The organism is Pedobacter deserti (assembly GCF_024436415.1).
In the GTDB taxonomy this organism is placed as follows: Bacteria; Bacteroidota; Bacteroidia; order Sphingobacteriales; family Sphingobacteriaceae; genus Pedobacter; species Pedobacter faecalis.
The window spans coordinates 395,349-419,649 of the sequence record NZ_JAFMZQ010000001.1; the positions used below are offsets into that span (position 1 = coordinate 395,349).

20 protein-coding genes are annotated in these 24,301 nt (G+C 47.8%); 9 read left to right on the forward strand and 11 right to left on the reverse strand.

The genetic code is table 11. From position 1 onward, the window contains the following. Both J3P40_RS01850 and J3P40_RS01855 read right to left on the reverse strand, forming a co-directional pair. Complete coding sequence (locus J3P40_RS01850) at window positions 1-696, reverse strand: response regulator transcription factor (protein WP_256002249.1); 696 nt, start codon at window positions 694-696, stop codon at window positions 1-3. Continuing rightward, entirely contained in the window at window positions 693-2,537 is a 1,845-nt protein-coding gene (locus J3P40_RS01855; protein WP_256002251.1) for a sensor histidine kinase, read from the reverse strand. Before J3P40_RS01855 ends, J3P40_RS01850 begins: the two co-directional genes overlap by 4 nt. 78 nt (window positions 2,538-2,615) lie before the next feature. Between J3P40_RS01855 and J3P40_RS01860 the strand changes: the two genes are divergently transcribed. The 4 genes from J3P40_RS01860 to J3P40_RS01875 are packed head-to-tail and all read left to right on the forward strand — an operon-like array spanning window position 2,616 to window position 5,459. After that, a complete protein-coding gene (locus tag J3P40_RS01860) occupies window positions 2,616-3,653 on the forward strand; it encodes a glycoside hydrolase family 43 protein (RefSeq protein ID WP_256002254.1) in 1,038 nt (345 codons plus the stop codon). Then, the gene (locus J3P40_RS01865; protein WP_256002256.1) at window positions 3,653-4,492 is read left to right on the forward strand and encodes a sigma-70 family RNA polymerase sigma factor; all 840 of its coding nucleotides are present in this window, start codon (window positions 3,653-3,655) and stop codon (window positions 4,490-4,492) included. The genes J3P40_RS01860 and J3P40_RS01865 overlap by 1 nt, the downstream gene beginning before the upstream one ends. Window positions 4,493-4,542: 50 nt before the next feature. After that, window positions 4,543-5,010 carry a carboxymuconolactone decarboxylase family protein gene (locus J3P40_RS01870; RefSeq protein WP_256002259.1) on the forward strand — a complete coding sequence of 156 codons (468 nt, stop codon included), beginning with the start codon at window positions 4,543-4,545 and terminating at the stop codon, window positions 5,008-5,010. 38 nt (window positions 5,011-5,048) lie between these two features. After that, on the forward strand, window positions 5,049-5,459 hold the full coding sequence (locus tag J3P40_RS01875) for a hypothetical protein (protein WP_256002261.1): 411 nt from the start codon (window positions 5,049-5,051) through the stop codon (window positions 5,457-5,459). On the opposite strand, the gene J3P40_RS01880 is transcribed toward J3P40_RS01875, so the two are convergent. From J3P40_RS01880 to J3P40_RS01920, 9 genes are all read right to left on the reverse strand, one after another. Then, the gene (locus tag J3P40_RS01880) at window positions 5,460-6,656 is read right to left on the reverse strand and encodes a cellulase family glycosylhydrolase (RefSeq protein WP_256002263.1); all 1,197 of its coding nucleotides are present in this window, start codon (window positions 6,654-6,656) and stop codon (window positions 5,460-5,462) included. It lies immediately after the preceding gene. 13 nt (window positions 6,657-6,669) lie between these two features. Continuing rightward, on the reverse strand, window positions 6,670-8,037 hold the full coding sequence (locus J3P40_RS01885) for a sulfatase-like hydrolase/transferase (RefSeq protein ID WP_256002266.1): 1,368 nt from the start codon (window positions 8,035-8,037) through the stop codon (window positions 6,670-6,672). After that, complete coding sequence (locus J3P40_RS01890; protein ID WP_256002268.1) at window positions 8,034-9,416, reverse strand: sulfatase family protein; 1,383 nt, start codon at window positions 9,414-9,416, stop codon at window positions 8,034-8,036. The genes J3P40_RS01885 and J3P40_RS01890 overlap by 4 nt, the downstream gene beginning before the upstream one ends. 18 nt (window positions 9,417-9,434) lie before the next feature. Continuing rightward, window positions 9,435-10,124: a DUF3823 domain-containing protein gene (locus tag J3P40_RS01895; protein WP_256002270.1), complete on the reverse strand. Its 690-nt coding sequence runs from the start codon at window positions 10,122-10,124 to the stop codon at window positions 9,435-9,437. Between the two features lie 10 nt (window positions 10,125-10,134). Beyond that, window positions 10,135-12,000, reverse strand: a complete 1,866-nt coding sequence (locus tag J3P40_RS01900) for a RagB/SusD family nutrient uptake outer membrane protein (RefSeq protein ID WP_256002273.1) — start codon at window positions 11,998-12,000, stop codon at window positions 10,135-10,137. A gap of 4 nt (window positions 12,001-12,004) precedes the next feature. After that, a complete protein-coding gene (locus tag J3P40_RS01905) occupies window positions 12,005-15,100 on the reverse strand; it encodes a SusC/RagA family TonB-linked outer membrane protein (RefSeq protein ID WP_256002275.1) in 3,096 nt (1,031 codons plus the stop codon). 126 nt (window positions 15,101-15,226) lie between these two features. Next, entirely contained in the window at window positions 15,227-16,009 is a 783-nt protein-coding gene (locus J3P40_RS01910) for a response regulator transcription factor (protein WP_256002278.1), read from the reverse strand. 11 nt (window positions 16,010-16,020) lie between these two features. After that, window positions 16,021-19,179, reverse strand: coding sequence for a ligand-binding sensor domain-containing protein (locus J3P40_RS01915; protein WP_256002280.1), 3,159 nt, complete (start codon window positions 19,177-19,179; stop codon window positions 16,021-16,023). Between the two features lie 232 nt (window positions 19,180-19,411). Further along, the gene (locus tag J3P40_RS01920) at window positions 19,412-19,780 is read right to left on the reverse strand and encodes a DUF3127 domain-containing protein (RefSeq protein ID WP_256002283.1); all 369 of its coding nucleotides are present in this window, start codon (window positions 19,778-19,780) and stop codon (window positions 19,412-19,414) included. Window positions 19,781-19,853: 73 nt separating this feature from the next. Here J3P40_RS01920 and J3P40_RS01925 point away from each other — a divergent pair, with 73 nt between their 5' ends. The 5 genes from J3P40_RS01925 to J3P40_RS01945 all read left to right on the forward strand — a co-directional run bounded on the left by J3P40_RS01925 (window position 19,854) and on the right by J3P40_RS01945 (window position 24,256). Continuing rightward, entirely contained in the window at window positions 19,854-21,038 is a 1,185-nt protein-coding gene (locus J3P40_RS01925; RefSeq protein WP_256002286.1) for a THUMP domain-containing class I SAM-dependent RNA methyltransferase, read from the forward strand. Window positions 21,039-21,221: 183 nt separating this feature from the next. Then, window positions 21,222-21,482, forward strand: a complete 261-nt coding sequence (locus J3P40_RS01930) for a helix-turn-helix domain-containing protein (RefSeq protein ID WP_256002288.1) — start codon at window positions 21,222-21,224, stop codon at window positions 21,480-21,482. Between the two features lie 17 nt (window positions 21,483-21,499). Next, entirely contained in the window at window positions 21,500-22,147 is a 648-nt protein-coding gene (locus J3P40_RS01935; protein WP_256002291.1) for an HD domain-containing protein, read from the forward strand. A 72-nt stretch (window positions 22,148-22,219) separates the two neighbouring features. Continuing rightward, a complete protein-coding gene (locus J3P40_RS01940; protein ID WP_256007042.1) occupies window positions 22,220-23,479 on the forward strand; it encodes a putative DNA modification/repair radical SAM protein in 1,260 nt (419 codons plus the stop codon). A 3-nt stretch (window positions 23,480-23,482) separates the two neighbouring features. Continuing rightward, complete coding sequence (locus J3P40_RS01945; protein ID WP_256002294.1) at window positions 23,483-24,256, forward strand: TIGR03915 family putative DNA repair protein; 774 nt, start codon at window positions 23,483-23,485, stop codon at window positions 24,254-24,256. The last annotated feature ends 45 nt before the right edge of the window (window positions 24,257-24,301 follow it).

Below are 24,301 nucleotides of genomic sequence, written 5' to 3' on the forward strand. Positions count from 1 at the left end.
TTAGTTGACCAATAGCTTATATCCTTTACCGTGAACGTTCAGAATCTCTACCCGGGGATCCTCACGCAGGTACTTTCTGAGCTTGCTTAAGAAAACGTCCATGCTGCGGCCATTAAAATAGTTATCATCGTGCCAAATGCTCAGCAGCGCCTCCTCGCGGGTCAGCACCATATTTCTTTTTAAGCATAGCAGCCTTAACAATTCCGCTTCCTTTGTCGACAACTTCTGCTGCTGCCCTTTGTACCCGATCAGTTGCGATGTGAAGTCAAAGGTGTAGTCTCCTATTTCAAAGAAAGTCTGCTGCACCTGCTCCTCCGGGGCATCCTTCACCGCCACTCGCTTAAGCAGAGCATTGATCCGCAGCAAAAGCTCTTCAATACGGAAGGGCTTGGTAATGTAATCGTCGCCGCCCAGACTATATGCCGAAGTCTTATCCTCCATCATCCCTTTTGCCGTAGCAAAAATGATCGGCACGTTTTCATCTATCTTGCGGATTTCCTTGCCGAGTGTAAACCCATCCTTTTTTGGCATCATTACATCCAGGATACACAAGTCAAACCGATCACGGGTAAAGGCCCGCAACCCCTCTTCACCGTCGGCACACAACACAACATCAAACTTACCTTTTATATCCAGATAGTCCTGCAGCAGCAGTCCCAGATTAGGATCATCCTCTACAAGTAAGATTTTTTTCATGCGTCCTTAGTTTTAGTTAGTGGTAAGCTGATTTCAAATAATGATCCTTTATCCTTTTCACTATGCACCTTCACAGCGCCGTTCATCTGCGTAATAATGTCCTGCACATAATTCAACCCCAGGCCAAATCCCTTCACATCATGAAGGTTGCCTGTCGGCACCCGGTAGAACTGATCGAAGATACGTTTGGACTGCTCCCTGGTCATCCCTATACCTTTATCTGCCACCTCAATCACCAGGCTCCTGCTCGTGTTTCTAGTCCGGATACTGATCTGCGGCGCGTCTGCACTATACTTGTTGGCATTATCAATCAGGTTATAGATCACGTTAGAGAAATGAAGCTCATCACCATAAACAACCGGCTGCTCGGCATCAAGCGCCAACGTTACTTCAGCATTGCGCTTTTGCAGCTGCAAACTCATGCTGTCTGTTACCGCCACGATCAGCTCATTGATATTGATCTCGTGATGTTCCAGTTTAATTTCCTTCTTCTCCAGTCTTGCGATGCTCAATACCCGTTCAATATGATTACCCAAGCGCACATTTTCATCGTAGATGATGCCGGCCAACCGGTTAATCCGCTTTTTGTCTTCCGCAATTTCCGGGTCTTTAAGCGCTTCACTGGCAATCATGATTGTTGCAACCGGTGTCTTAAATTCATGCGTCATATTGTTGATGAAGTCAGTCTTCATCTCCGATATTTTTTTCTGACGAACGATGGAATACAAGGTATAAGAGAAAATGAATACGAGCACCAGAAGCAAACCGGCTGAAGACGCCATAGTGACACCCATGTTGCTCAATATGAGAGAGTTCCTTTTAGGGAAATACACGTAGAGCATCCCAGGGTCACCGAAGAGGTCGTTGCTGAACAGGGTTGTCCTATACGTGTCTTTTGGCAAAGCTTCCTGATCTGAATGAGCTGCCTTATGGTATAATACCGTGTCTTTCGTCGCCATCTTTAACCAGAAATCGTACTGCAGATCTACATTACGGTTTGCAAGTTCCTTTTTCAGCAAAGTATCCAACACATCATGCGGAACGCGTTGATTCACCGGGATATACTCCTGCTGCATTTCTTTAGCCACATCAGCAATAAGGTTCAGGTTATTACCTTCCAGTACTACGGTGTCTTCCATCAGCAGTTTCAGACCTTCCTTATACTTTTTCTCCGCGGCCCGGTCTTCCATACTATATCTCAAAGCATCCTCCGGCCTTACCCGCTCCAGCGTAATCACAATTGGATTCAAATTTCTGGGATTAGTTGCCAGGTACCGTATGCTATCTGGAAGCCTCAGCGAAGAACTGGAAAAGGTTGGCTTTCTGGGCATGTTGATGGTCTGATTAATGTTACCTCTCACATTGCCATACTCATCCCAGGCTACATCCACCTGTACCTGTAGCGGCGATTTGCCTTTGTTCTCCGTATTTGATATCGCCTGAAAAACATCTTCACCAATAATGCGGGCATCGAGAAAAGCTGCACGTAACATACTGTCGCGCACATTCAGATCCGCGTAAATCCGCTTCTCGCGCTCCTGCATCCTGCGTTCCTGCTCCTTCTTATAAAGCTCTTTATAATCTACGATTTCCTGAGCGCGATCCCTGAAATCCTTCTCACGAGCTTCTTTAATCTCATAGTCCTTTCTGGTGAGGTGCATCGCTGCATATTTCTTCTGCGCTTTCTGGACAACGGCATTCAGCGCCTCATTCACGCTCTGCTCAAAAAGCTGGGACTTTAGATTATACGCCTCCCTGATGTAATACAATTGCATTACAAAAACCCCGAGCAATGCAACGGTCATGAGCGCTGTAATCAGCCAAAGACTCCTTTTCTTCATATCGATATCTACTCAAAAATAACGAAGCGATGAAAGAAATGGTTTTATTTAACAAAATTTAACAGATATATTTATGGCATGTGTAAAAAGTTAATCCTAACCGTATTTGTCCTGCTAACTGCTGCTACGGAGTTATCCTTCGCGCAGCAAAAAGAATCTGAGAAGACCTGGATGCTGACCTATTTTCGTCAGCGCTACCCAACGCGCATAGAAATTGATGCCAAGGGCAAGACAGTAGAAGTTCCTCTGCCAAATCCGATGGCAATAGAGCGGCTGCATATTGCATTGTCGACCGACGGACGCCACTGGAAGGCGCTCAACGACAACAAGCCCGTGTGGGACCAGTTTATGCGCGACCAATATATACACAAGGGGCGCGACGGACTATGGCGGCTGATTGCCACTGGAGGCGGGAGCAACCGTGAAAACAGGCGTGCACTCGGACCAGCATGCACCTATGCGACGTCGACCGACCTGGTCAACTGGAAACTGGAAGGCTATCTCCATCTGATGAAGGACGTAAGGAACGATACGGGTGCACTTGTGCGGAACATCTGGGCGCCTGAATTTTATTATGACGAAGACACCAAGGAATATACCTTGTTCTGGTCGTCCACATTCGAAGACGCCGGGTGGAAGAAAAGCAGATTATGGTACTGCAAAACGCGCGACTGGAAAACTTTTACTCCGGCAAAAGTGCTTTTTGCTCCACCCTATTCTGTCATCGATGGCACAATGATCAAAGAAAAAGACACCTATTACCTCTTCCATAAAGAAGAAGAATTTGGCGTTAAAACCGGAGAGCGCCGGGGCATCAGAGTGGCCACCTCAAAAAATATTGAAGGCCCTTACAAGATTCATGAAGGCCCGCTTAATAAGGGACAGATTGCGCCAACCATCACCGAGGGACCAAGCGTAATGAAAGATCCGCTGAAAAAAGGATGGCTATTGCTATACGACTACCCGATGGTAGATAACTACGGCGTGTCCTGGTCGCCCGACCTCTTCAACTGGTCCGTGGTCAAGGACGCAGCTATGCCCGAAGATGCCCGCCACGGGAGTGTTTCATTGCTTACGCCGGAAGAGGTGGACAGGCTTAGGAAAGCTTTTCCATAATGGAGGATTTAAGGCCGGTCTTAACCACCTATGCCTACAACATTACGGGCTCTTTTGAGGATGCGCTTGACATCGTGCAGGATGTCTATGTGAAGTTTATGGAAGCCGATGAGCGGTTGATCACAAACGTCCCGGCCTATCTAAAAAGGATGGTCATCAATACGGCGATCAACTTTAAAAAAAGGCAGGAGAGACTCCTCCGCGACTATCCCGGCGAATGGCTTCCCGAACCGGTCTCAGAAATCGGAGCAGACACAGCGATCAACCGTAGAGAGATATTATCCTACTCCCTTATGGTCTTGCTTGAGCGCTTAAACCCGCAGCAGCGCACCGTGTTTATACTCCGGGAGGCGTTCGACTATGATCATAGCGAAATTGCCGATTTGCTGGGCGTCACAGAAGAAAATTCCAGACAGCTCCTAAGTCGTGCCAGAAAGTTAATAAAACAGCCAAGCCCTGCAACCAGAAGCAGAACCTCTTCAGCGTTCCTGCAGCGTTATATTGAGACTCTAGAACGCGTTGACGCGGCACAACTGCTGGATTTGCTCACCGAACAGACTGTCGTGATCGCCGATGGTGGCGGGAAGGCCAGCGCAAGCCTTAACCCTGTACGCGGCCGCGACAATAGTTGTGCCTACCTTAGCGGCATTTACCGTAAGTTCTATCACGACAAGCCGCTGGACTATGGTACTGTCAACCATCAGCCAGCATTGTTTCTTTATGATAACGGAATCCTCACCACCTGTCAGATCTTTACGCTGGATGACACGGGCAAAATAGCAGAAGTGTTTATTGTACGCAACCCTGATAAATTAAAGCATCTGCAAAAAATATGCTGACCTTGTCACGTTTCCGGATTCCCGTTTGTCATTAGGGCAAAAAATAGATTATGGAACGTATATCTTTTAACACCTTGCCCAAAGGTTTCTATGCATCACTGATGCAGGTACAAAACTATGTCGACAAATGTGGCCTCGATTTTAAAATGCTCGAACTGATGCGTATGCGGGTTTCGCAGTTGAACGGCTGCGCCTATTGCCTCGATATGCATTATAAAGAAGCGGTACACGCCGGAGAAGACGCACTGAGACTGATCTCAGTCTCAGCATGGCGTGAAACAAACTATTACAGCCCTGAAGAGCAGGCCGTACTTGAATTTGCCGAACGTCTGACACTAATGCCGCAGGGCGATCATAATGACGACATTCACGATAACCTGCGGAAGTACTTCAACCAGGACGAAATCGCCAACATCACCTTAGCTGTGGCACAAATAAACACCTGGAACCGCATCGTCAAATCTTTCGGCCCGGAACCAGGCAAATACCAGGTTCCAGCCCGCGAGGCAACAGCATAGAAAAATAAGCGTTATCTTAGTGGATGCAATTACCACAAATGAAAACGTATATATTTCTGCTGACCGCAATGCTGGGCTACAGCCTGGCGGCGAAGGGGCAGGCCAAAAATAAAGCGCCACAGGTAGACTATATCATGATTGACGGCAAAAAGTCGCCAGCTACGGTTTACCTAAATCCTGGCGAGAAGTACCTCATCAAAGTATCGGTTTCCGACCCGGAAAAGGACAGCCTTGCTGCCCGTTGGAAATTGTTCTCTGAAGAGGAACTTAGCGCTGCCGACAAAGAAAAAAGAGCGCCGGTTCCCATACCTGATATGGTGACCGGCGCTTTACAAAACATTATGCTTGACGTCCCCATACAAGCGGGGCACTACCGGCTTTTCTTGTATGTAACGGATAGCCACAAGAATGTAGCCAGCCACAGCATGCCCCTGGTGGTACTTAAATGATTATTTTCTTTCAGAAGTCAGTTGTTTAAAAACCTTAATCTCCTTTTCGCTAAAAGGAGTTCCGTCTGTACGGTAAAGATCATGAAACCACAATTCCGGTTCCGGAAAAGGTTCTCCGGGTTTCAGCACTTTTCCCTCGGCCCGCCGCTCATTTAAACTAATGTTCTTGCCATTTTCGCGACGGCTGGTCCACGGCCACACTGTCGCGCTCTTGCCTGACACAAAACCCCAGTTAACCGCGCCGACGTTATGCTTTTTCAAAATCGGCAGGCAGTCTTCAACAGTACTTCCCTGGGTACGGGCCAGCCATTCCGTCATGATAATCGGGCGGCCTTCAGCCTGATAGTTTTTAATCACACGCTCCAAAACTTCTGCATTTTCATAGCTGTGCACAGAAAGAACATCAGCGTTAATCCGGTTCATCTTGATGTTCATCTCGCCCAGACTGCCTTTGGCGGTACCGGTTATTGGCTGTGATGGGTTTATCTCCCTGGCCCATTTCCAGGATTCGTACAAGAGTTTGTTAGACAAATCACCAATGCCGGCGGCTTTTTCAGCACCATCCAGATTGTTACCACGTCCCGGTTCGTTGTATAGCTCCCACATGAGCACCCTTTTGTCGTTTTTGAAATGCGTCATTGTCTCCTGAACGTAGCCTTTCAACTGCGCCACCTCATTTGCACTGGCCTTACCTTCCGCAAACCGCACCGCCAAGTCCCTCGCCGGGGAGTTCACCCAACCCGAATTGTGATAACCAATAACCGGCAGCGGCTGCACACCAAGTGCGGGATTCGGAAAATGGCAATCATCAAAAAACACAAAGAATGGCCGTATACCGTATTTCTGCGCAATATTTAGAAATTGATCCATACGGTTGTAAAGCCCCTTTTTATCTGAAGCCCAAACCATATCGTGAAGAAACACGCGCATGGTATTCATACCAATCTGCTGTGCCCAGCCGAATTCTTTCTCTATCGTCTTCGGATCCCAGGTCGAAGCCTGCCACATTTCAATTTGATTAATGGCCGTCGCAGGTAGATAATTTGCGCCAACCAGCCAGGGTTGCGCTGCATACCAGTGATTTGCTTTTTCTTTGGTCCATTGTCCCGCTACGGGTTTCAAATAATCTGGCGTCTGCGAACGCGCGCCCATTGTACAAAGCAGCAGCACTGCCAGTAATTTGATCTTAGATTTCATAAGTATATTTCTGTTATTTGTTTAACCGAGGCAGACTGTTCCACCAGGCCATGAGTTCTTTTTTAAGCTTTCCCGCAACTTGGGGCTTCTTTTCGCTAAGGTTAGTGGTTTCATTTTTATCCTGAACAATGTTATACAACTGCAAATCAGAGCCGTCACTATTCATAAGCAGTTTCCACTCCCCTGAACGTACGGCCAGATTCGGACTCCTGTGCGGAGCTTTCGGATACCTGTAGGCAATATCGTTTCGCCCATACTCCCAAAACATAGGCCCGTTGCGGAGCGAGGGCCCTCCGGTAAAAACAGCGCTGCGGTCCAGGCCGTCACCGGCATATTTCGCGGGCAGTTTCACACCAGCCATTTTAGCCAGAGAGGGTAACAAATCGATCGCATTAACTTCAGAGCGGTTGTCCGCCCTTCCCGCGGCGATTTTTCCCGGCCAGCTAATAATGAAGGGCATACGTGTGCCCCCCTCATAAAGCGATAATTTAGAGCCCCTCAGACCGCCGTTCCTACTTCCCCGGAAACTGGGCAATGCGCCGTTATCACTCGTGAAGATGATGATCGTATTCTCCAGTTCGCCCATTTCCTTTAAACCGGCCACCAACCGGCCAATTTGTACATCCAACTCTTTAAGCACCAGTTTGAATGGCATCTCATCTTCATGACCCATCGGAAAGTTCCCGGTATAGCTGTCATCCCTGCGTGGCACCCAAGGCGTATGCACATCATCCGGCCAGAGGTTAACGAAGCAGGGCTTACCTTTATTAGATTGCACAAACTTCAGGGCTTGATCTACAAAATACCGGGTTCTGTCCCACCGTTTTATGCTGTCCTTATCCGACCAGATCCAGTTGGTGGCAGTAATCAGCGGGTCGGGATCGGGACTTTCATATGTACTGATGTGCGCATCGAAACCATAGGCTTCAAATCCTGGCGCGTTGCGCACATCCCGGCCGCCGCCCAGATGCCATTTCCCAAAATGGCCAGTAGCGTAACCGGCCGACTGAAACACGCGTCCCATCGATGGCGCTGCCGGGTCAAGGAAATCGGTCTGCTCCGCATCTCTGTTGTGCTTTTTATTGTCCAGATAGGTTGTGAAGTTCCATCTTCCCGGATACATACCCGTGAGCATGCCCGCCCTGGACGGAGAACAAATCGGTGCAGCACTGTAATACTGGGTCAGCTTCAGTCCGTTCTTTGCAAGCGCATCAATATTTGGCGTAGGTACAAAGCTACCTCCAAATGCACCTATATCACTAAAACCCATGTCATCCGTCAGAATAACAATGATGTTTGGCTTCCGCGTTTGCGCATAGCTGGCACAAAAGATCGTCACTAGTACAGCAGCGAGAAAAACGCTGATCAAATTCCGTCTCATTTCTTTTTATTTACGTAAACCCTGTCCACCGCCGCCCCTTCATCACCTTGCTGTTTCATCCAATCATTCAACACGCCGGTAAACTTGCTGATCTGCCTTGCATAAGCAGGATTGCCAGCCAGATTGTTCAGCTCATAAGGGTCCTTTGATGTGTCATAAAATTCCACAGCCGGCCTTTTACTCAACCGGGTCGCTAAAAAACTGGCCGTCTCATCCGTCTTTGCCTTTTCCTGCCAGGAATTCCACACGCCTAAGTCGCCTGGATTGTTATACCATTTAATGGAGTAAGTATTTTCCGGTGTCAGGTTTAGAATCAACTTATACCGGCCATCCCTAACATTTCTGCTTGGATAAGGCGGACCTTCAGGTATGTTATTGTTCATCCCAAAAGCGTACGACCGCGCCACTTGGGAGGAGCCATTCAGTACTTTTAAAAAGCTCCTACCATCAAGACTGTCTACGGGGCTGCCTCCGGCAATATCGATGATGGTCGGCGTAATATCTTCATACTGTACAATCGCATCCGTTTTCTTTCCGGGCTTTATTACGCCAGGCCAGCGCACAATCATGGAGCTTTTTTGCCCAGCGTCCCAGCAGGTCCATTTGCCGCCGGGAAACTGAGAGCCTTGTTCGCCCAGAAACATAAACACGGTGTTCTTATCCTGCCCGCTTTTCCGGAGGAGTTCCATCACATCACCCACCTGGTTGTCCAGCCTGCGGATTTCAGCCAGATATTTGCGAAACTGCGACCGCGTTTCGCGGGTGTCGACCATATACGGTGGCAACACCAGCTTGTCCGCATCAAATTCAGTAGGGTCGCCCAAATCCCATGGCTTATGTGGGTTTATGCTCATGATAAACAGGCAAAAAGGTTTATCGCCTGTGTTCATATAATTTTCAATCTCAGTCAGCGAATACTCATCGGTGCTCGCCACACAGTTCGGCTGAAAGCCTGCTATAATATCGAATGGGAACACCGTTCGCGGCCTGGTACTGTGGTCCTTTCCGCTGAGGGCAACCCTGTAACCTTCCGCGCCCAGATAATGCCCGATACTTTTCATACCAGGATGAACGGGCTTATGGTTTTGAAAGGAGCCATGCCTGATCGGGTACAGCCCGGTGAACAGAGAGGCCCGCGTAGGAACACAGGTGGCGTTTGAAGCATAGATGTTATTGAACTGCAGCCCCTCGCCTGCAAGCTGGTCGATATACTTCGTACGGATGTTCTGCCCGCCATAGCAGCTTAACTGCCGGGTATCCAGATCATCGGCCATGATGACGACCACGTTTGGCCGTTTTTGACTTTTTGATTGTGCAACCGACAGACAGGATGCTGAGATTGTTAAGAGCAGAACTAATAAAGGGGCAATGTATTTCATGTTAAGCATGTTTACTAACTATTTTTTTACTGGGTATACATCAGAATAAAGCAGTTCAGGAACACCGACAACCTTCAGGGCTATCCTTGCATAAAGATAAGGCGCAGAAGCCAAAGGTTCTGCAGTTAAATTCTGGCTCAGGCTAACCGGCTGCGACAGGTCCAACCCCGCACCTGCTTTCGTACTCAAAGGATCTGCGGGCGATGGCCCAAGTTTAGTCGGGTCATCCAGAATAATGGTTTTTCCCAAAATCAGCGAAATACGTTCAATTTGCCTGCCCGCTACAACATTGGTGATACGACATGTTGCGTTCAGCACTTCCCCTTCAACGGAAAAGCTTGCATCGCTGAGGGTAAAATACGGCCTCACAGGCACATCAACGCTGGTAGCACCCTTTACCACCACATCTATAGTATCGGTATTTGCCTCCCAGGGGCCATTTCCCGAAATCCGCACCAGCTTGTAATTGCCATCAAACAGCATAGAGGCAAATGTACCATCCTGCTTCACGTTCACATTGATCGGAGTCACCGTCTGAAATCCGGGCTGAAACAATTGTAGTACGCTAATACCCTGCCGTATTCCAACAGCATTGCCTTCGAAGACGATCCGCCCGGTTAGCGGCGACTGAGGCGGTTCGTAATTATCTAGTTCGCATCCGCTGATGGCAGCGGCAAAAACGACAAACAAGTAATATATTTTTTTCATCGTGTTCAAATTAGTGGAATGGATTCTTAACCAGAAGCGGATTAGCATTCAACGCGTTTTGTGGAATAATCGAATAATAATTACCAAAACGAAAAAGCCTTGGCTGCGTAAAGCGGGGCGCAATTTGCTTTACAAATACATATTTATTGTGTTTAGCCGGATCAGATGGCCTGACCACTCTATAGGGCCACAACGCATACACCATCGTGCTTGGTGTTTGTCTGTTGCCATTGAAGACCTCGTGCGCAATCCGCCACCGCTTCAGGTCCCAGTAACGCTGTTCTTCAAAAGCAAGTTCAACCTGAAATTCCCTTCTGATCCTTTCGGTTGTGAGCGACTGCAAGCTATTCGGCCCAAACCCGGCACGTTCCCTTAGCTCATTGATGTAACCTAACGCCTCATTGGTCAGGCCAAGCTCGAAAGCGGCTTCAGCGGCGTTGAGCATAATCCCGCCTAACCGGTACCGAATCCACCAGACGTCGCTTCCCTGTCCACCCTGACCGGAGCCTATCCGCGAGTCTACATACTTGCGCATATAAAACCCAGTATTGGTAATGTTTGCTGCATTAGGCAAAGGACCGTCTGGCGCAACCAGCGTGCCGCCGTCTGCAAACAAACTTCCCAGTTCAGTGGACGTACGTGTCACATACCTGGCCGTTGACGCGTTCCATTCCATAACTCCAGCCTGTATATCTATTCGCTTTCCTCTAAAAGTAGAACCAGGCGTAATAACACTGCCAAACATCCGTGGATCTTTACCGGCAAATACATCTTCCGGCTTGTCATAGTAAATATAATCTGCATTATTGGCTGTGCGAATTCTGAGTTCACCGGAGTTGCCGTTCAGGAAGTCAAAAGCCTCCACAATGTTCAGGGAAGGTGTGACTCCCGCCGAACCGGAAGCATTTTCACGCAGCGAACGCGGTATGTTTTCCACCGTGAAATCATGATATTTCCCGTCAAGCGTATAGTCCATCGCCCAAATCACTTCCCGGTTGTTCGACTTTTTTGTGAACAGATCATAGAAATTCTGCCCTTTATCCGGATTCTCATTATATAGCGCAAACTGCTTACTGGTGATGATCTCTCGGGAAGCAGCGATCGACTGCATATAATAATCTTCCGCACGGCCAGCCGAAATTCCAACCTCTCCCCCAGCTGTACTGATCGGGTCAACCATCAGGTTATTATACTTAGCTATAGAGGCAGCGTACAGCATTGCCTGCGACTTCAGCGCTAGGACCGTCCATTTGTTTGCCCGAGTTTTACTGGTTGCAGTAAGTGGCAGGCTTTCCTTGATCGCGTCGAGTTCGCTGGCAATGAAATCATATATTTCCTCCTCCTTGCTTCTCGGCGTTTTGAGCGCATCCACGTCTTCCGGGCCATTATATCCGTAGGTTTTAAGCACGAGCGGCACTCCGCCCATACTGCGTACATGCAGAAAATAGATGTACGCCCGAATAAATCGTGCTTCGGCTAACAAATGGCTTTTATCAGCAGCCTCCATGGCAGATGATGCATCAAGCTTTTCGAGGAACATATTTACATCCCGCATCAAACCATAGTCCCACAGCTGCTTATCGGTATACGGATAATTCACGCGTGTATTACGCGCATTGTTTCCGCCCAGGCCGCCCGACCACATGGCCTCATCCACATCTGTGGGCGATAGTTTGCCTCCTTCCAACCCTCCGGTAGGCTGCAAACGGTTATACATGTTGGCAAGTACGGAGACAGCAAGTTTCGGGTCGCTCCACACCTGCTCATCCAGTAAAATATCTGTAGGCTCACGTTCCAGGTATTTCTTACAAGCGGCAACCTGAATCAGCATTACTGCGCCGATCACGCACATTAAATATTCCTTCAATCGTCTCATTACGCTAAAAAGTTAAGTTTAATCCGACATTATAAACCCTTACCGACGGATAGTCCAGCCCGGTATTCAGTTGTGTTTCCGGGTCTACGCCAATGTCTTTCAAATTGTCAATCGAGAACAAGTTAAATCCATTTGCATACAACCGCACTCTGCTGATCCCTGCATCCGAAAGCCATTTACCGCGAAGGGTGTATCCAATCTGGAGATCGCGGAGGCGCAGATAAGAGGTGTTCCTGAACCAGAAACTGGAAGCACGCTGATTGCTTTCATTATTCGACTTCTTCAAGGCAGGATAAGTCCCGGGAACCCACGGACTGGTGGGATCAAAAATATCCTCGCGATGCCAGCGGTCGTTAAGCAGGAAGTCCGGGGAGTTTGCGTCGTTTTGAAAAGGCAGCTTCAGTTCCGCTGCCCGGCCCCTGCTTTGCATAGTTGCGCCGGTAAAATTAACTAGCAGATCAAAACCTTTAAAACTAATTGAGCCATTGAAGCCAAAGTTAAGATAAGGCAGATTCCCTTCCGCATAGCCATTTGGCCGTTCGTCCAGTCCGTCAATCACCCCGTCATCATTCTGATCTTTGTAAATGAAGTCGCCAGGCAATAACGTCTTGTTATTCTGACCGTCGACATCTACCGGATAGTTCGCAATCTGTTCTTCCGACTGAAACTGACCAATATATTCATAGCCCCAGTTAATCCGTGCCCAGCGGTCTTCCACAGAATTTCTATACTGATCAATGGAATTACCAAAGCGTGGTTTATACGTATACCTGTTTCTCAATCGCGCCAGTGTGGCATTTATACCAAAATTGTATTCCATCTGCCCGCTTTTCCCGGTGTGACTTAAAGCCATCTCTAAACCTAGGGTGCGGTTTGCGTTCAAATTTTCACTTGGCGCTGTAAAGCCCACCTCAACAGGAAGCAAAACATCATACCTCGGTGCAGGTATACCTGTCAGATCTCTTCTGAATGCCTCAAACGTTCCGGATAATTTACCTTCCCACAGGTTAAAGTCCAGCCCAACATTGCTGATTGCGCTCTTGATCCAGGTTAGTCTCGTCACCGGCAATCCGCGCGCCGCAATCCCGGTGATCAGTTTGTCATCCAGGTAAGCGTTTCCTGCACCGAAGTTGTATCCCGGAAGATAAGCGAACGGACCCACGCCGTTGTCCTCGCTTCCGGTTTCACCATACGACATACGAAGCTTTAAATCGGTGATGACCTTTCTAGCTCCACTTCCCTGCAAAAAGCTTTCTTCTGAGATGCGCCATCCGCCGGTCACGAAAGGAAACAATCCCCAGCGATGTCCTTCAGGAAAGCGCCATGAGCCGTCGTACCGGCCACCAATTTCGATCAGGTATTTCTTGTCAAAATCATAATTCCCGCGAAAAATAAAGCCGGCCCTTGCCTGCTCGTCTACCCGGTCTGTCACCGCCTGCAATTCGTTAAAGAAATTCATAATCTCGATGTGATTGCTCGCGGGTTGCGACCGTACAAAGAACAGCTTATCCGTGCGGTCCTGCGACTCCATTGCGCCCATCAAACTAAGCCCGTGCCGACCAAACGTACCGTTGTAATTCAATTGCAGGCGCAGCACATTATCAATGATGTAACCGTTATCCCTCGACCGGTATGGATTCTGCTGCCCGCCGGTCGCATCATAGCTCCCTGTGGCCGAATTATAAGTATACGTTTTATAGGTTTTTTCAAATACATTGCTTAGTAAATTATTATAGAAGAAAGCGTACATCCCCGTGGCGGTGAGGCCTTTAACCGGAAGCCTATACTCCATGTCGAAGCTGGTCTGAAGCGTACGCCGTTCCGTTTTACTGAATCCCGAGTATTCAAATGTCGCATAGTTAGTCGCGAAGTTATTGTTCGTTGCGGGGTATTCCCGGTTGCCATTCGCATAGGGGCCCTCGGTAGGCAAATTTCTGAACTGGCCGAGAAGCGACTGGAAATAGTCATCTTCACCAGGCAGCCCCAGCAAGTCACGAACTTCGATCTTTCCGTTGATTTTCACGCCTGCCTTAAACCGTTCACCGATTCGCGTTTCGATGTTCGACTGCAGGTTGGTCCGGTTAAAATTGTAGCCCTCAAAAACCGCATCCTGTGTTAATCTTGCCATGGAAAGATAGTAACTGGTTTTCTGCGACCCGCCGGTTGTGTTCAGGTTGATGTAAGACTGCGGTGCACCGCTTTTAAGGTAGGTTCCCCAATCGAAACCCTCATAGCCCGGTAAGCCTTGCTGCCATTTCTCCACCTCTTCCCTGGTCCAGTAAGACGTCCCGGTCTGGTTGATGTCCGCCTCGGCAAGTGCACGCACATACTCCGAAGCACTAGCCGCATCCGGAAACCGGAACAAGCTCTGCCAGCCATGATAAGCATTCACATTGACCTTATTTTCCCGGTTGATGCCGCCTTTTTTAGTTGTTACCAGCACTACACCGTTCGATGCGCGCAACCCATAAATAGCCGCGGAGGCATCCTTCAAGACAGACAGGCTCTCAATATCTTCCGGGCTCAGGTTATTAAATTGCTGCGCACCAGAGGGTACGCCATCAATCACGTACAACGGGTCGCCCAGGTTTCGGATCTGGATTCGCGCTTCCGCACCGGGCCGGCCGTCGGGCGACCGGAAATTTACGCCAGGTATTTTTCCTGCCAATGCCTGCGAAACTGTCGGCACAGAACTCTGCGTCAGCTCACGTGAACTTACAGTGGCCACCGAACCCGTAACGTTTGCCCTTCGCTGCGCGCCATAGCCCACTACAACCACCTCATTAAGTGATTCCTGAGAGGCTTCCAGGTTTGCATTTACGATAAGTCGTTTGTCTACCCGTATCTCTTGCGGTAGAAAGCCGATATAATTGAAAACAAGCACATCGCTGCCAGACGCAGTAATCGAATATCTGCCGGCCGCATCAGTTGCTGTCCGTGCATTTTTGCTTTTTACTGAAACTGTAACGCCTGGTATCGGCTCTCCCTGGGCGTCGCTCACTACGCCCTTTACGATACTGTCTTGAACTTGCCAGGTGCTCGAAAATGCCGGGAGCCAGCATACAAGAAGCAGCCAGAAGGCCACACTTCGTTTTAACATTGTTCTAGGTCTATTTGGTCAGTAGCACTATTGCTACTACAAATAAAAACACTATCGAACAGCTATTTTATTCATTGTTTAGCCTATTTATCTCATTATCAACCCCAACCGACTCTCTTAAGATAATCAGTTGTTTCTCAATTTTGATCTGTTCCTTAAAGCGGCAATATACTCAAGTGGCGATTGATTAAAGTGGCGCTGAAAATTCTTACCGAACACCGTCTGCGACTTATAACCCACAATTTCAGCGATTTCAAAAATTTTATGATTGTTTTCGGCCATCAGTTCAACAGCCTTCTTAAGACGGGCCTGGGTAACGATATCTTTGATCGGTACATTCAGCAAATGCTTTATTTTCCGGTAAAGCGTTGGGCGACTCATATGCATATGCTGCGCAAGGTCATCGATGTCGAAATCACTGTTGCCCAAGTGGCGCTGGATGTATTCGTTAAGCTTTTTCAGAAATTGTGCGTCCGACCTGGACTGCTCGCCGAAACTGATGTGGCTGAACGGATCATGTACAACATGATCTCTTATCTTCGACCGGTTTTTTAGCAAGTTAGCAATCTGTACCATTACCAGGTCATGAGAAAAAGGTTTTTCAATGTAAGCATCAGCACCATGCTTAAGTCCCTCAATTTTTGCCGTAATTGTATTCCTTGCTGTGAGCAGAATTACCGGAATGTGGCAGTATTCAACGTTCGACTTGATTTCTGCACATAATTCAAATCCGTCAATGCCCGGCATCATCACGTCGCTGACCACCAGATGAACAGGATATTCCTCCAGAAGCGACAGCGCCTGATTTCCTCCAGGCGCAGTAAGTACCGTATACTGCTCTGAAAGCACCTCCGAGAGAAATTGCAGTAAATCTGTTTCGTCATCTACAAGCAGAATCGTTTCATTCATATTATCGTGTTTTAACGTTCTAAATCAAACTGAATTTTTTGGTGTACAGGCAACGCCAGCTCAAAAATATTTATTTCAGCATTTACAATGAACATCAGATTGCCCTCGTGAAGTTCGGCTAAATATTTCGCGAGGGAAAGCCCTATGCCTGTACCATGAATACTGTTTTCGTTCTTGATCCTGTAAAAGGGCTCAAATATCTTTTGCCCGAACCGTTCCGGGATTACATCACCGTCGTTTTCTATCCGAAACTTGAAAACATCCGTCGTATCATCCGGTGTAAAAAGCCTGATATATATATGTTTTTCGGCATATTTACCCGCATTCGATATAAGGTTGCTGATAATCTTGGTAAAGGCTTCTTTATCGACATAGGCTTTTATATGGCGCTCAGGCAGATCGAGTTCGACAACCAGGTTTCTCTCTTTGAGCTGTGAAGAGAACAAATTCACTTGTTCCAACACCAGCTGATTGATATCTGCGGAGACAAAATTCAGGCTGAACTGGTACAATTCCGTTTTCCGGAAATCAAGAAGTTGTGAGGTGAGTGTGATCAGCCTGTTGGTATGTTTCTTCACCCGTTTCAGGTTTCTGCGTACCGTAGGCACGTCTTCAATTTTACTAAGCGCCCAGTCAACCGGTCCCTTTATCAGTGTCAGCGGTGTTTGAATTTCATGGGCAATGCTCGTAAAAAATTCAATTTTAGCCTGATATACTTCTTTTTCCTTCTCGAGTTCGAAAAGCTGCCTTCTTCGGCGGTTTTTGTTCTCGATACTTTTATGATAAAAGTAAACGATCGTATATATGACGGCGCAGACCAGCAGACCATACAATACATAGGCGATGATGCTCTTCCAGAAAGGCGGCGAAATTCTGATCGTCAAAATACGTTCAGGCGTTTCCCAGAGACCGATATTGCTTCTGGCCTGAACAATGAATTTATAGGTGCCGGGAGACAAGTCCGTGAAGTAGGCCTTCCTGTTGCTGTTCATATAGGTCCAATCTTCGTTTAAGCCCTCCATTTTATATTTATACCGGATTAAACCGGCTGCCGAATAATCCAGGGCAGCAAAGGCAATATCAAAAGTCGACTGATCGTATGTGAGCTCTACCGTATCTGAATAGATTGCTGGCTTCTGAAAATGCTTGTCATGCTGCTCGTCGGCTGCTTTGCCTTCGCCAACATGTATTGAGGTAATGTAAAGCGGCGGAACCGCCGTCTTTACCTTCAGGGAATCCGGGTGAAAGGCAATCATTCCCTGAACCGAACCAAAGTACATCTTGCCTGCTTTATCTTTGTATGCAGAATTGTAGTTGAACTGATCTGTAAGCAAGCCATTCGATTTTCCGTACACATGAAATTGCCCCCTGTTAAGATCCATGCAGATCAGCCCCTTCAAACTGCTGATCCAAAGATTCTGTTTCCCGTCTTCCAACACCCGGAAAATATTGTTTGTTGGGAAGCCAGACCTGGTTGAAAACCGCCTGAATGTTTTCCGGTCCCTCGACAACCTGATCAGTCCCCCGCCTTCCGTGGAAAGCCAAAGGCTATGTTTCGAGTCTTCATAGATCCCATGAACAATATCGTCGCCGGGCGACAGGTCGCTGTTTTTCTTGAAACTGATATTTCCCCGCTTTCCGCTACGTGGATTATAGTAAAATATGCCGTTCGCATAGCTTCCCGTATAGATGGTGCCTGCATGGTCTTCAGCGATCGCAAAAGCGAAAGACTTATGAGGAATATGTGGAAACTGCCTCAGCCGTTTCTTTGTCCGGTCGTATTCAAACACTCCGGCAGCGGTGGTACCTACCAGTATCCGGCCGGTGGAAGTCTTAAAGATCGACATTACGAAAGCGTTCGAGCTGTTTTCAGGATACTGTACAATGGGATGCCGCTCAACTACCTTTCCCGAATGCCTGTCGAGCACCTCAAGTCCCTGCAAAAACGGGCCAGCATAAATACGGTTATCTACCGCCAGCAGACCATGAATATTCGGATAAGAAAGGTCTGAGGGCAGCTTCCCGTTCGATATATGGGCAAACTCGCCGGTCGCCGGATCAAACCTGTTAATTCCAGCATCCTCCGTCCCGATCCAGATATTCTTGTCTTGGTCCTCGCAAATTTCACGTATGGCATTTCCGGAGATCGAGTTAGCTGAACTCAGCGGAAAGAACTTTTCGAATGCATTGTTTTCTTTCGACAAATAGTTCAATCCTCCGAAAAAAGTCCCTGCCCATATTCCCTTTCTCCGGTCCTGGAAAAGCGTGTAGACCGCATTATCACTGAGTGAATACCGGTCACCTGCTCGCTTGCGGATATTTGTATACGTTTGGTTCAGGGCGTCATAAATAAATATCCCCGACTCGGTTGCCAGCCAGTATTTTCCGTCCGACATCACCTTGATATCCCTTACATAAACATGTGTACCATCCGGATTTTTTGTCAGCAAGGGCTGGATTTTCTCTGTTTTTGCGTTATAACGAAAGAAGCCCCGTCTAGTGCCGATCAGCAGGCCCTCTTTTACGGGAAGAATGCGTGTGACAGGTGTTGAAGCGAGTGGGTCTCCGGGCGCTTCGATATCCGTTCGGAAAAGCTTTGATCCGCTAATGCGAAGCGTTTTCAGTTTACCTTTCGCCGTACCGAGCCACAAAACGTCCCGCTCGTCGAAACCAAATGCCGATGCAAGCACGCCCGTGTTGATGTCCTTTTTTGTGCGGTATCTGTACGAATGTATCCTGCCGCCGGCGACCATCCAAATATTATCCGCACTGTCAGACTGTATATTGGTAATGGTAATCGCCCGAAAAGCCGCCCGCTCGATCTTTTCATTAAGCGGATCGAATATGAAAAGGCCCGCCAATGTGCCGATCCATAACCTGCCTGAGCGGTCTTCGTGTAAAGCGCTGATCGAGTTCGCGCCCGACCGCTCATCAGGCATGACGAAATTCCTGAAAGCAATACCGTCGAACCTACTCAGTCCACCCTTAGTGCCAACCCAGATAAAACCCTTACGATCCTGTGTAATTGCGGTAACGGAATTGTGCTGCAGCCCTTCATCGGCCTGAAGCCGCTCGAAATAATGATATTGGGCATGGCCAAAGCCCGAAAGACAAACAAGGCATAAAACAACAAAAGCCCGCTTAATGATATTCCCGCTACAGGTTAGCATGCTAAATTTGGTCAAATTGGTTTAGGATGCGGGCGGAACGACTTACACCTGTTTCAAACTTACATAATATTTACGGTCAAACACCCAGACACGACAAGCATCCGGAGCCTCCCGGTATGCGAATGAGACAAAACAACGAATCATTGACCGGAAACATCGAAAAGAAAAAGCCGCCTCTGTTCAAAGGCGGCTTCGGTGGTTAATTTGTTTATTTAAAAAAGATCTTTATCGCTTAGAATGGCAGGTCGTCATCTTCGCCCGGTGCACTGTTCAGATCTGCAGGGGGCGCATACTGCGGTGCAGGTGCTGCGGCAGCAGTATTGGTCAATGTGTTAATACGCCATACTACCAAACTGTTAAAGTACGAAGTCTTGCCTGTTTTATCAGTCCACGGACGTCCGCGAAGGTTAAAGGAAACTTCAACATCATCCCCTGGCTTTAAGCTGTCAAACAATGCTGTTTTATCTTGCAACGCCTCGAACCTGATATATTCAGGATAAGTCGGGTTCTCTGCGTATTCAACAATCAGATCACGCTTTTTAAAGGTCTCACTCACCTGCTGCAGCGCACCAATTTCGTGCACTTTTCCTTTTATTTCCATATCGAGTACTATTTTTATTCTTATCCGAAAGTCAAATCTCTATATTTTTATTGATAACTTTGTAGAATAAATTATGCAAGTTTTCCACACGAAAAGCAAGGTCATCATCACTTGCAACAAGCGCCTTTCCCCATATCTGATTGAAGAGGTAAAAGAACTCGGTTTTACGATTGTGCGCGATTTCCCTACCGGATTAGAGTTAAACATAACCCTTACAGAGTGTATCAAACTGAATCTTAACCTGCGCTGTGCCAGCCAGATCCTTTACCAGTTGAAACATTTCAAGGCCAGGAACCCGGACGAGCTTTATTCGGAGCTAAGGAAATTGGCATGGGAAGAACTTATTGACTTTACCGGATATTTCTCGGTGACCTCCAACGTGGATAACCCAACCATTACAACGCCCTTGTTTGCCAACTTGAAAGTGAAGGATGCCATTGTGGACCGCATTAAAGATAAAAAGGGCGTACGCCCCAACTCTGGCGCTGATGCCAATAAAACCGTGGTACACCTGTACTGGAAAGACAGTGAGGCAGATATTTTCCTCGACACATCCGGCGAAACCCTGGCCAAACACGGATACCGTAAAATCCCGGGAAAAGCACCGATGCTTGAGGCACTTGCTGCAGCTGCAGTTCTGAACACAAAATGGGACAGAAAATCGCCTTTTGTGAACCCGATGTGCGGTTCAGGCACACTGGCTATTGAAGCTGCCCTGATTGCAACGAACCGACGTCCGGGCCTCTATCGCATGAATTATGGCTTTATGCACATAATCGGATACGACGAGCAGGTTTTCTTCGCCGAACGAAGAATACTAAAAGATCAGATCATTAAGAATCCGGATATCCATATTGTGGCCAGTGATATCTCGGAAGACGCCGTTGAAGTGAGCCGTAAGAATGCAAAGACCGCAGGTGTCGACGGACTGATTCAATTTGAGGTGTGCGACTTTGAGGAGACCCCGGTACCGGAAACCGGTGCCGGAGTGGTTGTATTTAACCCTGAATACGGCGAGCGCCTGGGCGTGCATTCTAAACTGGAGCTCACTTACAAGCGCATGGGCGATTTTATGAAGCAAAAATGCAAAGGTTATTTTGGTTACATCTTTACCGGAAATCCCGACCTGGCTAAGAAGATCGGCTTAAAGGCGGAACGAAAGATAGAGTTTTACAATGGTAAACTTGATTGCCGTATGTTGGAGTATGAGTTATACGACGGCTCAAGAAGACTGAACACTGACACGGTAGCCACCTAGTAGGTAGTGAGTCCGCAGTGAGTCCGCCATGAGTCCGGGGTGAGTCCGCCTTTTCCCTGAAAAAAGGCGGACTCATGGCTTAGACAACGGCGCCATAAGGCGGACTCACCTGAAACTAAAATACCTCTCATTAAATCTGCATGCCCTTTTTTTTCGTTCTTATGCTTAAGAACATTTATTTCTATGAAAGACCTTATCCGGGAGATGACCAAAAATGTGGCCACGAATATCAGAAAAGTTCGTGAGCACAAGCGTTATACACAGGATTACCTTGCTACGAAGCTTGGCATCTCGCAAAACGCATATAGTAAGATCGAATTGGGATACAGCAAAATATCTATAGACCGGCTTTTTAATATTGCTATCTTGCTCGAAGTTGAGGCTACTGTTCTTTTAACCACGGAAGCAAAGGACATCATCCAGCGTATTTCCAGGAAAAAGTAGCGCAACTAGACAGTTTTATGGGGCAAATTATCGCGAACACAATTTCCTACGTAAAAAAGCAATTGGCTGACGCCGAGGCAGGGCACGATTGGCTGCATATTGAGCGGGTTTACCGGAACGCGTTAAACATCAATTCCACCGAAAAGGGCGACCCCGTGGTCGTCGCGCTTGCAGCCTTACTGCACGACATTGCGGACAGTAAGTTCTATAATGGCGACGAAGAACTGGGTCCCGACATGGCGCGCAATTTTCTCGAGTCGCAGCAAGTCAGTCCGCAGGTCATTGAACATGTTGTCCAGATCATTCGAAATTTGAGCTTCAAAGCAAGCCTGGGTGGCGTGACGTTTCAATCCAGGGAACTGGATATCGTGCAGGATGCTGACCGCCTGGATGCCATTGGTGCCATAGGGGTTGCCCGGGCCTTCACGTATGGCGGTTTTACAAGCCGGGTGATGTATGATCCGGACGTAATGCCGAACCTTCACATGAGCAAAGAAGAATATAAAGCGGCGAAGGGGCCTACCATCAATCATTTCTATGAAAAACTTCTGCTGCTGAAGGATTTGATGAGAACTTCTGCCGGCAAGGCAATGGCAGCAGAAAGACACGAATTTATGCTCAAATTCCTGGAGCAGTTCGGGAAAGAAGCCGGTCTGCCCAAATAAACTAGTAATCCCAGGAATAATCAGCTAACCATATTAGCATTTTTGCTATATTTGTTAGCTAAACACCTGGCTATGGACTTCGACCGGATCAATCAGAAATTAGACATCCTTGCAGATGCTGCTAAGTATGACGTCTCGTGCTCATCGAGCGGCGGGACTCGAAAGAATGACAATAAGGGTTTGGGTAACAGTCACGCTTCTGGCATATGCCATACCTACACGGAAGACGGGCGCTGTGTTTCCCTGCTCAAGATATTGCTCACCAATCACTGTATCTTTGATTGCGCCTATTGCGTGTCGCGAAAGAGCAACGACATACAACGGGCTGCGTTTACTGTAGAGGAAGTGGTATCGCTGACTATTAATTTTTACCGCAGAAATTATATTGAGGGCCTTTTTCTGAGTTCAGGAATTTTTAAAAATGCCGATTTTACCATGGAGAGGTTACTAAGGGTGGTCAAGAAACTGAGGCTGGAGGAACGGTTTAATGGTTATATACATCTGAAGACAATTCCAGGTGCTAGTGATGAGTTGATCAGGGAAGCAGGGCTGTATGCCGACCGGATGAGTATAAACCTGGAGATGCCTACGGAAACCGGCTTAAAACTTCTGGCGCCGGATAAGAGTCATGCCGACGTGATTAAGCCGCTCGGCCTAGTGCAAAAGCAGATCGTTCAATATGGCGAAGAGAAGAAACTGATTAAAAGTGTGCCCAAATTTGTGCCTGCCGGCCAAAGCACACAAATTGTGGTAGGCGCTACGCCGGAAACTGATAAAGACATTATGCATACCGCAGCGGCTTACTATCGGGAGTTCTCTTTAAAAAGGGTTTACTACTCGGGCTATATCCCGATCAGTTATGACAGCAGACTGCCGGTCATTGGCACTCAGCCACCGCTGACCAGGGAAAACAGGCTGTATCAGACCGACTGGCTGCTGAGGTTTTATGGATTTCACGTAAATGAGTTGCTAAATGACCAAAATCCGCACCTCGATATCGACATTGACCCTAAATTGAGCTGGGCGCTTAGAAACCTGCAGTGCTTTCCGGTAGATCTGAATACGGCAGCTTATCAAATGATTTTGAGGGTTCCGGGCATCGGCGTTGATTCTGCAAAAAAAATCGTGGCTGCCCGTCAGTTTGGGAAGCTTCGAATAGATCAGATCAAAAAGATCGGTGTTGCGTATAATCGCGCCCGCTACTTTATCCGGTGCGCAGACTCCCCCTATCAGATGAAGGAATATCAGCACACGCAGATCAAATCTTTTATTCTGGCTGAAAGCGAAAGCAAATACCTGAAGGTAGCACAAAACCAAATGACTTTGTTTTAGAGGATGAGGCACGCCATCTGCATATTCATTATTGACGGAGGCCTTGAAAGCTTGCTTTGCGCCGTGTTTGAATGGTTTGAGCGCAAGCCTGGCAAGGTGATGCTCAGACTGGCCGACCGCTACCAGCCCGATGCGTTCGGACAGGTCTTTACGGTAGACCGGGACGAAAAAAAGGCTGGCCGTGTTTGGGCAGGCTTACAGCGCAAACTTTCTCCGGCATGGCGCCGTAAGTTTTATGCGGCCTTCCTTTCGGAGCTCCCCGAAATGTACCAGGCGCTTTTTGACTTCGCCTGTACTATCTTTCAGTCGCCGGAAGCTGCGGAGAACAACTATGGGGATCCAAATGTGCTCAGCGTTTCCAAGACAGCGAAGATGGTGGAACGCGAAAAGCATAGGATGGAGGCATTTATCCGCTTCCAGCACTCGGCCGACGGCCTTTACTACTGTGGCATTGAGCCGGATTTTAATGTTATTCCGCTGATCGTAAAGCATTTCAGGGACCGGTATGCAGATCAGCGCTGGCTGATTTACGATCTTAAACGGCATTATGGCGTATGGTGTGAAGATGGCCTCCCTGAGCAGGTTAGCTTCGAAAGAGAGATGTATGACCGGATGACCAGACCAGGCGAAGCCCAGCTTTCCCTGACAGAAACCGCTTATGCAGGTTTGTGGAAAGGTTATTTTAACAGTACCAATATTCCTGCCAGAAAGAACACAAAACTACATCTCAGACATGTCCCCAAACGGTATTGGAAATATCTTACAGAAAAGCAGTGATTATTGGTTTTAACTTGTAAATTGCTTACCCATAAGGACATTAAC

Bases quoted from the DNA above. Each gene is read 5' to 3' on its own strand.
- J3P40_RS01850 (WP_256002249.1), bottom strand. From the start codon at position 696: ATGAAAAAAATCTTACTTGTAGAGGATGATCCTAATCTGGGACTGCTG.
- J3P40_RS01855 (WP_256002251.1), bottom strand. From the start codon at position 2,537: ATGAAGAAAAGGAGTCTTTGGCTGATTACAGCGCTCATGACCGTTGCA.
- J3P40_RS01860 (WP_256002254.1), top strand. From the start codon at position 2,616: ATGTGTAAAAAGTTAATCCTAACCGTATTTGTCCTGCTAACTGCTGCT.
- J3P40_RS01865 (WP_256002256.1), top strand. From the start codon at position 3,653: ATGGAGGATTTAAGGCCGGTCTTAACCACCTATGCCTACAACATTACG.
- J3P40_RS01870 (WP_256002259.1), top strand. From the start codon at position 4,543: ATGGAACGTATATCTTTTAACACCTTGCCCAAAGGTTTCTATGCATCA.
- J3P40_RS01875 (WP_256002261.1), top strand. From the start codon at position 5,049: ATGAAAACGTATATATTTCTGCTGACCGCAATGCTGGGCTACAGCCTG.
- J3P40_RS01880 (WP_256002263.1), bottom strand. From the start codon at position 6,656: ATGAAATCTAAGATCAAATTACTGGCAGTGCTGCTGCTTTGTACAATG.
- J3P40_RS01885 (WP_256002266.1), bottom strand. From the start codon at position 8,037: ATGAGACGGAATTTGATCAGCGTTTTTCTCGCTGCTGTACTAGTGACG.
- J3P40_RS01890 (WP_256002268.1), bottom strand. From the start codon at position 9,416: ATGAAATACATTGCCCCTTTATTAGTTCTGCTCTTAACAATCTCAGCA.
- J3P40_RS01895 (WP_256002270.1), bottom strand. From the start codon at position 10,124: ATGAAAAAAATATATTACTTGTTTGTCGTTTTTGCCGCTGCCATCAGC.
- J3P40_RS01900 (WP_256002273.1), bottom strand. From the start codon at position 12,000: ATGAGACGATTGAAGGAATATTTAATGTGCGTGATCGGCGCAGTAATG.
- J3P40_RS01905 (WP_256002275.1), bottom strand. From the start codon at position 15,100: ATGTTAAAACGAAGTGTGGCCTTCTGGCTGCTTCTTGTATGCTGGCTC.
- J3P40_RS01910 (WP_256002278.1), bottom strand. From the start codon at position 16,009: ATGAATGAAACGATTCTGCTTGTAGATGACGAAACAGATTTACTGCAA.
- J3P40_RS01915 (WP_256002280.1), bottom strand. From the start codon at position 19,179: ATGCTAACCTGTAGCGGGAATATCATTAAGCGGGCTTTTGTTGTTTTA.
- J3P40_RS01920 (WP_256002283.1), bottom strand. From the start codon at position 19,780: ATGGAAATAAAAGGAAAAGTGCACGAAATTGGTGCGCTGCAGCAGGTG.
- J3P40_RS01925 (WP_256002286.1), top strand. From the start codon at position 19,854: ATGCAAGTTTTCCACACGAAAAGCAAGGTCATCATCACTTGCAACAAG.
- J3P40_RS01930 (WP_256002288.1), top strand. From the start codon at position 21,222: ATGAAAGACCTTATCCGGGAGATGACCAAAAATGTGGCCACGAATATC.
- J3P40_RS01935 (WP_256002291.1), top strand. From the start codon at position 21,500: ATGGGGCAAATTATCGCGAACACAATTTCCTACGTAAAAAAGCAATTG.
- J3P40_RS01940 (WP_256007042.1), top strand. From the start codon at position 22,220: ATGGACTTCGACCGGATCAATCAGAAATTAGACATCCTTGCAGATGCT.
- J3P40_RS01945 (WP_256002294.1), top strand. From the start codon at position 23,483: ATGAGGCACGCCATCTGCATATTCATTATTGACGGAGGCCTTGAAAGC.